General features: G+C 77.3%; 1 protein-coding gene. It reads left to right on the top strand.

Annotated elements, in window-relative coordinates:
* Positions 1-103 precede the first annotated feature (103 nt).
* Positions 104-781 (top strand): NAD(P)H-binding protein, encoded by a 678-nt coding sequence (locus tag FNX44_RS27320; protein ID WP_143651633.1) that lies wholly within the window; start codon positions 104-106, stop codon positions 779-781.
* Positions 782-816 lie beyond the last annotated feature (35 nt).

Genomic DNA, 816 nt, shown 5'->3' with positions numbered 1-816 from the left:
GGCCCAGGGCTGACACCCCGCCACGCCGCCGGACCTCCGCCCGCCGCCACGCCGCCGGGTCTCCGCCCGCGACCGGGCCGACTCCCCGCGTACCGTCGGGCACATGCACACAGTCATCGCCGGTGGAGCCGGACAGATCGCCACCCGACTCGAACGACTCCTCGCCGACCGCGGCGACACAGCCCACGGACTCATCCGCGACACGGGCCCCTCGGAGAGGTCCGAGAAGGCCGACGCCGTACGCGCCGCCGGCGCCGAACCCGTCGTCTGCGACCTGGAGTCCGCCGACGTCGACGAGGTCGCCGACCTCCTGCGCGGCGCCGACGCCGCCGTCTTCGCCGCCGGCGCGGGCCCCGGCAGCGGCGCGGCCCGCAAGGAGACCGTCGACCGCGCAGCCGCGGAACTCTTCGCCGAGGCCGCCGCCCGAGCCGGCGTACGACGCCTCCTCATCGTCTCCGCCATGCGCGTCGACGAGGAACCACCGCCCGGCACCGACCCCGTCTTCGCCGCCTACCTCCGGGCCAAGGGCGCCGCCGACGCCGCCATCCGCGCCCGCGACGACCTCGACTGGACCATCCTGCGCCCCGGCCGCCTCACCAACACCCCCGGCACCGGCCGCGTACACCTCGCCGAGCACACCGGCCGCGCCGACGTCAGCCGCGACGACGTCGCCGCCGTCCTCCTCGCTCTCCTCGACGAACCCGCCACGGCCCGCCGCACCCTGGAACTCGTCGCCGGTGACACCCCCATCCCCGAAGCCGTCCGCGCCCTCACCCGCTGACCTGCCCGGGGCGGGGCCCGCGCCCCGGGCAGGTC

Origin of the sequence: Streptomyces alkaliterrae (genome assembly GCF_007097205.2) — a bacterium.
Taxonomy (GTDB): Bacteria; Actinomycetota; Actinomycetes; order Streptomycetales; family Streptomycetaceae; genus Streptomyces; species Streptomyces alkaliterrae.
The sequence above is the reverse complement of the archived record's forward strand: the minus strand, read 5'-3'. Positions and strand labels throughout refer to the sequence as shown.